The 7,439-nt window shown below is 42.8% G+C and carries 7 protein-coding genes; 1 reads left to right on the top strand and 6 read right to left on the bottom strand.

Annotated features, from left to right (window positions below; genetic code table 11):
- Positions 1 to 88 precede the first annotated feature (88 nt).
- From WKI42_RS08815 to pbp1b, 6 genes are all read right to left on the bottom strand, one after another.
- Positions 89 to 766 (bottom strand): rhomboid family intramembrane serine protease, encoded by a 678-nt coding sequence (locus WKI42_RS08815; protein ID WP_368081718.1) that lies wholly within the window; start codon positions 764 to 766, stop codon positions 89 to 91.
- Positions 750 to 1,289, bottom strand: a complete 540-nt coding sequence (locus WKI42_RS08810; protein WP_050392045.1) for a 5-formyltetrahydrofolate cyclo-ligase — start codon at positions 1,287 to 1,289, stop codon at positions 750 to 752. Before WKI42_RS08810 ends, WKI42_RS08815 begins: the two co-directional genes overlap by 17 nt.
- 11 nt (positions 1,290 to 1,300) lie before the next feature.
- Complete coding sequence (locus tag WKI42_RS08805; RefSeq protein ID WP_050392044.1) at positions 1,301 to 2,431, bottom strand: N-acetyldiaminopimelate deacetylase; 1,131 nt, start codon at positions 2,429 to 2,431, stop codon at positions 1,301 to 1,303.
- A gap of 67 nt (positions 2,432 to 2,498) precedes the next feature.
- Entirely contained in the window at positions 2,499 to 3,197 is a 699-nt protein-coding gene (gene dapD, locus WKI42_RS08800; RefSeq protein ID WP_164226280.1) for a 2,3,4,5-tetrahydropyridine-2,6-dicarboxylate N-acetyltransferase, read from the bottom strand.
- Positions 3,198 to 3,425: 228 nt separating this feature from the next.
- Positions 3,426 to 4,337 carry a DMT family transporter gene (locus tag WKI42_RS08795; RefSeq protein WP_173277690.1) on the bottom strand — a complete coding sequence of 304 codons (912 nt, stop codon included), beginning with the start codon at positions 4,335 to 4,337 and terminating at the stop codon, positions 3,426 to 3,428.
- A gap of 82 nt (positions 4,338 to 4,419) precedes the next feature.
- The gene (gene pbp1b, locus WKI42_RS08790; protein ID WP_368081717.1) at positions 4,420 to 6,885 is read right to left on the bottom strand and encodes a penicillin-binding protein PBP1B; all 2,466 of its coding nucleotides are present in this window, start codon (positions 6,883 to 6,885) and stop codon (positions 4,420 to 4,422) included.
- 141 nt (positions 6,886 to 7,026) lie between these two features.
- Between pbp1b and tyrS the strand changes: the two genes are divergently transcribed.
- The coding region (gene tyrS, locus WKI42_RS08785; RefSeq protein ID WP_368081716.1) for a tyrosine--tRNA ligase at positions 7,027 to 7,439 on the top strand (413 nt) is incomplete at its 3' end.

The raw sequence follows: 7,439 nt of genomic DNA, 5'->3' as shown, positions 1-7,439 counted from the left end.
TTTTGATTTTCATTGAGTATAAAATAAAAAGATAAGGTTCAAAAAATGCCTTATCTTTTTTCATTACACAACTATTATTATAAGCTCGTCACATTCCCATTCCCTTGTAGAGAAGTAAGACTGCGAGTCCTACGAACAAGACTACTGCTCCTAATCTCTGACTAGCGCTATACATCCGTCTTTCGCCTCGAACTGGGAAGATAATTGCTAGAAATGCTCCACCAACTGCACCTCCGATATGGCCAGCTAGGCTGATTCCTGGAATCAGAACACTTCCAATAATGTTAACCACAAAAAGTGTCAGATAGGATTGCCCCAACTGCTGGATATAAGGATTACGCGTAGTATAGCGAAGAATGATAATCGCGGCAAAAAGACCATAAAGAGAAGTAGAGGCTCCTGCTGCTAAGGATTTGGGACTAAACTCAAAAACAAAGAGATTACCCATCATTCCAGATAAGAGATAGAGAAAGCAAAACTTCTTGGATCCGAAAATCTCCTCTACTTGCCTACCAAGATAATAGAGCGAAAGCATATTAACAATGAAATGCTCCCACCCAATATGAACAAAAATAGCAGAGAAGAGACGCCAAACCTGCTCGGGAAAGAGCCGAATAACAGGCCCATACATAGCTCCAAATCGAAATAGGGTATCTGCCCTGTAAAAGTTTCCTCCTGTGGTCACCAACATTAGTAGAAATACCAAGGTCGTCACTAAGAGGAAGAAACTCGTCACAGGGTAACGCCTATCAAAGATTTCTTTCATCAATCAGAACCTCCTGAACAGGAATATCATGCTTTTCAGGGATAAAGTCCTGAACTTGATAATGATAAACCGTACTCAAAGTATGACCAGTAAACTGTTCCAGATAGCGGTCATAATAACCTCCGCCATAGCCAATTCGATAACCCTTTGTCGTAAAAGCCAGCCCCGGAACATGAATCAAATCAATCTTAGAGGCATCCAATACTTCCAAATCTCCCTGTGGTTCCAGTAAGCCAAAGGAAGTTTTTACCAACTGCTGCGGATCATAGACCACAAAGTCCATGTGCCCCTTGGGATAGGTTTTGGGTATCAGAACCTTCTTGCCATCCTTCAGCGCCTGCTCAATCAATCCCTGCGTTTGAAACTCATGAGGAAAAGAGAGATAGGTTGCAATAACCTTGGCTTCTTGGTAAAAGGGGTGTTGTAACAATCGCTCGGTTAAAGCTTGCTCTATAGCCTGTTTTTGCTCTTGAGATATAGTCTTCATTTCTTGCAAGACTTGCTTGCGTAATTCTGCTTTCATAGACAATTCCTCTACTCTGCTGCCTTCTTTTTCAGGAAACTAGAGACCGCATCCACCCCAATAGATAAAGCCTCTTCCTTAGGACTCATTTGAGGGTGATGAAGAGCGTAGGGACTATCGATACCTAGCCAAAACATAACACCATCAACCTTTGAAAGAAGATAACCAAAGTCTTCACCTGTCATAGCAGGCTCGATATCAATCAGCTCGATTCCGTCTTTTTCTTCAAAGAAATCCATCAGTTCACGCGCCAAGGCTGGATTGTTCTCAACAGGTAGGTATCCACCTTGCTTGAGTTCCACTTCAACTTCCATATCAAAGGCAGCTGCAACTCCTTCTGCAACTGTTTTGACCCGCTTTTGCACCAAGAGGCTCATATCCTGAGTTAAGGCACGAATAGTTCCATGTAAAAAGGCTGTGTCTGTGATGACATTGTTGGTTGTTCCAGCCTGAAAAACGCCAAAGGTCACCACTGCTCCCTCGATTGGGTTGACATTGCGGCTGACAACTGACTGCACTTGGGTTACAAAGTAACTAGCCGCCACCAAAGCGTCATTGGCTTCATGCGGAAAGGCTGCGTGGCCACCTTTGCCTTTGAAACGAATCTTCACCTCACAAGTCCCTGCAAAAAGTGTATGAGTATTGGTCGCAATCTGGCCAACTTTCAGATCTGGACGGACATGGAGGCCATAAAACTGGTCTGGCAACCAGTCTCCAAAAGCGCCATCCTCATACATGAGCATGCCACCAGCTTCATTTTCTTCAGCAGGCTGAAATAGGAAGAGTAGATTGTTCTTTGGTTGCTCCTCAAGGGCGCGCTCAAGACAGCCCAAGGCAATGGTCATGTGGAAATCATGTCCACAAGCATGCATACTACCTTGGTGCTGAGAAGCGAAAGGAAATCCTGTTTGTTCAACGATAGGCAGACCATCAATATCTGTCCGCCAACCAATGGTCCTCTCTGGCTGACTTCCCTGCAAATAGACCAAAATACCTGTCCGCCAAGTACGAACTTGAACAAACTTCTTGCCCGCAGTCAATTTCTCAATCACATCTAGCAAATAAGCATGAGTCTTGAACTCCTCCAAGCCAATCTCTGGAATCTGGTGCAAATCTCGTCTAGTCTGAATCAAATCTAACATCTATCTGTCCTCCTATATAGCAGAAAGAGGCTGGAAGAAGGGTTCCGCCTCTATTTTTCTTTTACAATTATAAGGTACGAAGCGCATCTTCTAGCGCTGTTTTTTGTTGGGTTTGGGCATCAATCTCTTTGATGATACGAGCTGGAACACCTGCTACTACTACGTTTTCTGGGACATCTTGGGTAACAATAGCTCCTGCTGCGACAACTGAACCACTACCGATTTGAACTCCTTCGATGACCACTGCATTAGCGCCGATAAGAACATTATCTCCAACACGGACTGGTTCTGCGCTAGCTGGCTCAATCACACCTGCAAGAACGGCACCTGCACCAACGTGACTGTTTTTCCCAACAATAGCACGGCCACCAAGGATAGCCCCCATGTCAATCATGGTTCCTGCACCAATTTCAGCACCGATATTGATGACTGCTCCCATCATGATAACAGCACTGTCACCAATTTCAACCTGGTCACGGATAATAGCACCCGGCTCAATACGAGCATTGATAGCACGTTTGTCTAGCAAGGGAACTGCAGAATTACGAGCATCTTGCTCAACAACATAGTCTTGATTTTCTACCAAACCATCGAGAAGCGGAGCCACATCTTTCCAGTCTCCAAATAGGACATTCCCTAGTTTGACAACAGAGCTAGGTACAGCAGTTGCGAGTTGTCCCTCAAATGTTACTTTCACACTGGTTTTCTTTTCGGCATTGGCGATAAATTGGATAATTTCTTGAGCGTTCATTTTTGTAGCAGTCATAAGCGTCTCCTAGTTCATTTTAATGATACCTATTCTACCAAAAAAGGCCTCAAATTTGAAGCCTTTTTGTTTGTTTTTAGGTATGATTTTTAGGGATGTGAGATAAAACGTGCTGTCGGTAAAAGCAAGCCCCTACCGATACAACCTAAAAACACTCTTCACAACTATCTCCCCGTGTTTTATTGACTATTCTAGTATAGCACATTTTTAGAATTAAGAAAAGACTTTTTATTTACTTTCTTTCGCTTCTTCTATCGATAGGAAAATCATGGGTAAAATAATCAGCGCCATAGCTAGAAGAAGGGACCAATCCACTACCAATCCTAAAAATAAAACACTCAAAAGGGCAGAAGAGAGAGGTTCACTGGCACTGATAACGGAAACCACCAAAGGAGAAACCAAGGAAACAGCCTTCATGGAAATAAAAAAGGCAAAAGCCGTCCCAAAGAAAGCGATAATGAGACAAATCAAGATACTCCAAATATCAAGAGTAAAGGAAAACTGATAAACTGGTGAGAGAACATTGCTAAATAAACCTGCTAAAATCATACCCCACCCAACCGTGGGTACAAAACCATAGCGCTTCGCAAAAGGTTGAGGCAAGATAACATTAAACATAACCCCCATGGCACTCAGCAAACCTGTTATAAGGGCTAGTGGCGTCATGGATAATTGAGAGAGATCTCCCTTTGTCGCCATCAGGCAAACACCCAACATGGCAACCAAAACGTAAAAAATAGCACTTTTGGACGCTCGTTTTTGATAAACCAAGCGATTGTAAAAGAGGATAAAGACAGGACTGATAAACTGTAAAATAGTTGCTGTCGCTGCATTTGAGTATTCTACACAGAGATAGAAAAAATACTGAACTGAAAAAATCCCCAAAATAGCATAGGCTAAAAAGGGCAGGTAATTTTTCTTATCTCGCCAAATATCTAGCACTTGCGATTTTAATTGCATTGCAGACCAAATGAGCACAAGACTCCCTGCCAGTGTCAAACGCATAGAGGTAATCCAGCCAGAGGACACTTGATAATGAGTAAAGAAATATTCTCCTAAAATTCCACAAATTCCCCAGATTAAGCCGGATAAGAGCGAATAAATGGTTCCTTTAACAATCTTTTTCTGATACTGATTCATACCTTTATTGTAACACGAAAGGAAAAAAGAAAAAAGTGGCAATCCATTGATTAGCCACTTCATTTAGCACAGTTTATAGAACTTATCGTCTCGTCCTTGAAGAAGAAGGTCGTGTAGTACTTGAGTTACTGCTATCGCTAGAACTACTACTTGAACTGCTGGAGCTTGATGGAGTTGGTAGACTCCCCACGATGCTAGACCAAGCATTCTGATAATCCGCATCACTTCCACCAATAGCAAAGCGATAACTTGTCGCTGGCGCCCCTGCCTTATTAGCCCAATAGCTGGTAACAGTCGAACCTGTAACATCTACCTCTTTTCCTTCAACAGAAACCTTCCCTGGTTTTTGACCTGTTGATTTCAAGACTTCGGATTTTACGACACTAGGATCTAAGGCGAAGCGCTCGTTCCCCCAAATGCTTGGGGAGGCTTGCTGAATCGCATTTACCAGATGAGCCATGTAATTAGAGTTATTAGAATAACCTGCTCTACGTGACAATGAATGATTATCATCATGCCCAATCCAGCCACCTAGGGTTAATCTAGGTGTCGAAAGCATGAGCCACATATTTTCGTCTTGGTTGGTTGTACCAGTCTTCCCAATCCAATCTGCATTAGCCAGAGTAGGATTTAAAGAAGTCAGATTCGTCTTGAAGGTTGTTGTCACACGAGAGGATAGAACTTCTCGCAGCAAGCCCTGCATAATCGTCGCAGTAGCTTTTGAATAGACTTGAACCGGTTTATCCTGATACTCATACACCACTCTACCATCTGCTGCTTCAATTTTAGAAATTACATGTTTTTTATGATATAGACCATTATTTGCTAGGGTCTGATAGCCATTAGTATGCTGGGCAACTGTGACTTCAATACCACCCCCCATTGGCAGGCTCTCAATACCGTACTCTGGAATCTCATAACCCATTTTTTCCATATAACCCTTGACATCAACACCCTTTTCACGGAGCATACGATAGGTCCAGTAAGCCGGGATATTCCATGAATAGTTCAGAGCTTCTCCCAAGGTCATCATTCCTGTTCCCTTGCTATTAGCATACATAATCGGATTGCCATTAGCAAAGTTTGTTGGATAGTTAGATAGAATCGTTTCGCTTCCCATCAAGCCCTGATCAATAGCAATCCCGTAGGCCAGCAAGGGCTTGGTAGTAGAAGCTGGCGAACGTTTGGTATCAAAGGCATGATTATTTTGATTTTCTTGATAATTACGACCACCTACAAAGCCTAGAATAGCACCTGTTTGGTTGTCCATCAAGACATTCCCTACTTCTACACGACCTGTTCCATCGTCTAAAAGATAGCCATAATCAGCAACCGCATTTTGCATGGCAGAATGAATTTTCTGGTCTATGGTAGTAGTAATCTTATAACCACCATTTTCAATTTCCTTGGCTGCCAAATCACGATAAAACTTCTGAGTTGCCTCATTTTTCAACTCCTTAGCGGAGACATTGTCTCTCTGAGCTAGATAGTCATACATACGTTCTTGAGCTTCTGCCAAAGTTGTAAAGTATAAATAGTCTCGTGAAATTCCTGTGACCGTGCCCGATGGTAAAAAGTCCTGTTTAAGGTCATAATCCTTGTACTGAGAATACTCGTCTTTGCTTAAGGCACCTGTACGATACATACTGTAAAGAACTGCCTTAGCCCGTCTTAAGCCAATTTCTAGGTCTTCATCACTCTTCAACTCCCCAGTATTTTCATAAGGAGAGTAGGTAATGGGACTCTGTGGAAGTCCTGCTAAAAATGCTGCTTGAGGAACCGTCAACTGACTGGCATCTACACCGAAAATCCCCTCAGCTGCCTGCTGAGCTCCTGCAATATTCTGCCCCTTATTATTTCGGCCAAAGGGAGCCACATTGAGATAGGTCGTTAAAATCTCATCCTTATTCATGGCACGTTCCAAGGCAAGAGCATCCACAATCTCTGTCGCCTTACGAGCCAAGGTCGGCGCATCCCCAACCACCTGCTGTTTAATCAGTTGCTGGGTCAAGGTTGAACCCCCACTAGAGGAACCCAAACCTACAAATTTCCCCAAGGTCGCACGAATCACCGCCTTGGGCACTACACCCTTATGTTCTTTAAAGTGTTCATCTTCCGTCGCAATGATAGCCTTCTTCAGATTTTCCGAAATTTGCTCAGATGAGATAGAAGTGCGCAACAAATCACTCTCTATGGAAGCAATCACCGTCCCGTCCGAATAGGTAATCTCTGAAATAGAAGAGATGTCCTTGACCTGATTCACCAATTCTTCTGTCTGAGGCACCCGAACCTTGTCAAATAAGGCCACTCCGTACCCCAAAGCAATCCCGGCTCCCAACATTCCTCCTATAAAACCAAGCACAAAGAGTAAGTTAAATAAGGCTTTTATACTTAGTAAAATAGCTGGAAAAACGGCTGACTTATCTAAGGTTTTAGATTTTTTGGTACTTGAACCTTTCTTGCCAGGTCTAGCTGATTTTTTATTTTTTTGTTTTTGCTGGAAAAATTCCAGCATTTTTCGTTTTAATTCATTTAATTGATTTTGCATGGATTTCCTCACTCTATCTATTATACCATAAAAGGGAAACTTTCAATAAAATAGCCACTTTCTTCCCTATTCTGCTAGGCTATTGCCCGAGTTTATGATACAATAGGTAGAAACAATAATTTTAAAAAGGAGAAAAGACACATGCACATTTTTGATGAGCTAAAAGAGCGTGGTTTGATTTTTCAAACGACTGATGAAGAAGCTTTGCGTAAAGCCCTAGAAGAAGGTCAAGTTTCTTATTATACTGGCTACGATCCAACTGCTGACAGCCTTCACCTAGGCCACCTTGTCGCAATCTTGACAAGTCGTCGCTTGCAACTAGCAGGTCACAAACCTTATGCGCTCGTTGGCGGTGCTACTGGTCTCATCGGAGATCCGTCCTTCAAAGATGCTGAACGTAGTCTCCAAACAAAAGACACAGTAGATGGCTGGGTCAAGTCTATCCAAGGACAACTTTCTCGTTTTCTTGATTTTGAAAATGGCGAAAACAAGGCTGTCATGGTCAACAACTACGACTGGTTTGGCAGCATCAGCTTCATTGACTTCCTCCGTGA

Origin of the sequence: Streptococcus pseudopneumoniae, from assembly GCF_038148935.1 — a bacterium.
Taxonomy (GTDB): Bacteria; Bacillota; Bacilli; order Lactobacillales; family Streptococcaceae; genus Streptococcus; species Streptococcus pseudopneumoniae_U.
Note: the sequence above shows the minus strand (reverse complement) of the source record. Positions and strands in the feature narration are given on the sequence as shown.

Excerpts from the sequence above, each read along its gene's own strand:
- WKI42_RS08810 (WP_050392045.1), bottom strand. The coding sequence starts at position 1,289 with ATGAAAGCAGAATTACGCAAGCAAGTCTTGCAAGAAATGAAGACTATA.
- dapD (WP_164226280.1), bottom strand. The coding sequence starts at position 3,197 with ATGACTGCTACAAAAATGAACGCTCAAGAAATTATCCAATTTATCGCC.
- pbp1b (WP_368081717.1), bottom strand. The coding sequence starts at position 6,885 with ATGCAAAATCAATTAAATGAATTAAAACGAAAAATGCTGGAATTTTTC.
- WKI42_RS08795 (WP_173277690.1), bottom strand. The coding sequence starts at position 4,337 with ATGAATCAGTATCAGAAAAAGATTGTTAAAGGAACCATTTATTCGCTC.
- WKI42_RS08815 (WP_368081718.1), bottom strand. The coding sequence starts at position 766 with ATGAAAGAAATCTTTGATAGGCGTTACCCTGTGACGAGTTTCTTCCTC.
- WKI42_RS08805 (WP_050392044.1), bottom strand. The coding sequence starts at position 2,431 with ATGTTAGATTTGATTCAGACTAGACGAGATTTGCACCAGATTCCAGAG.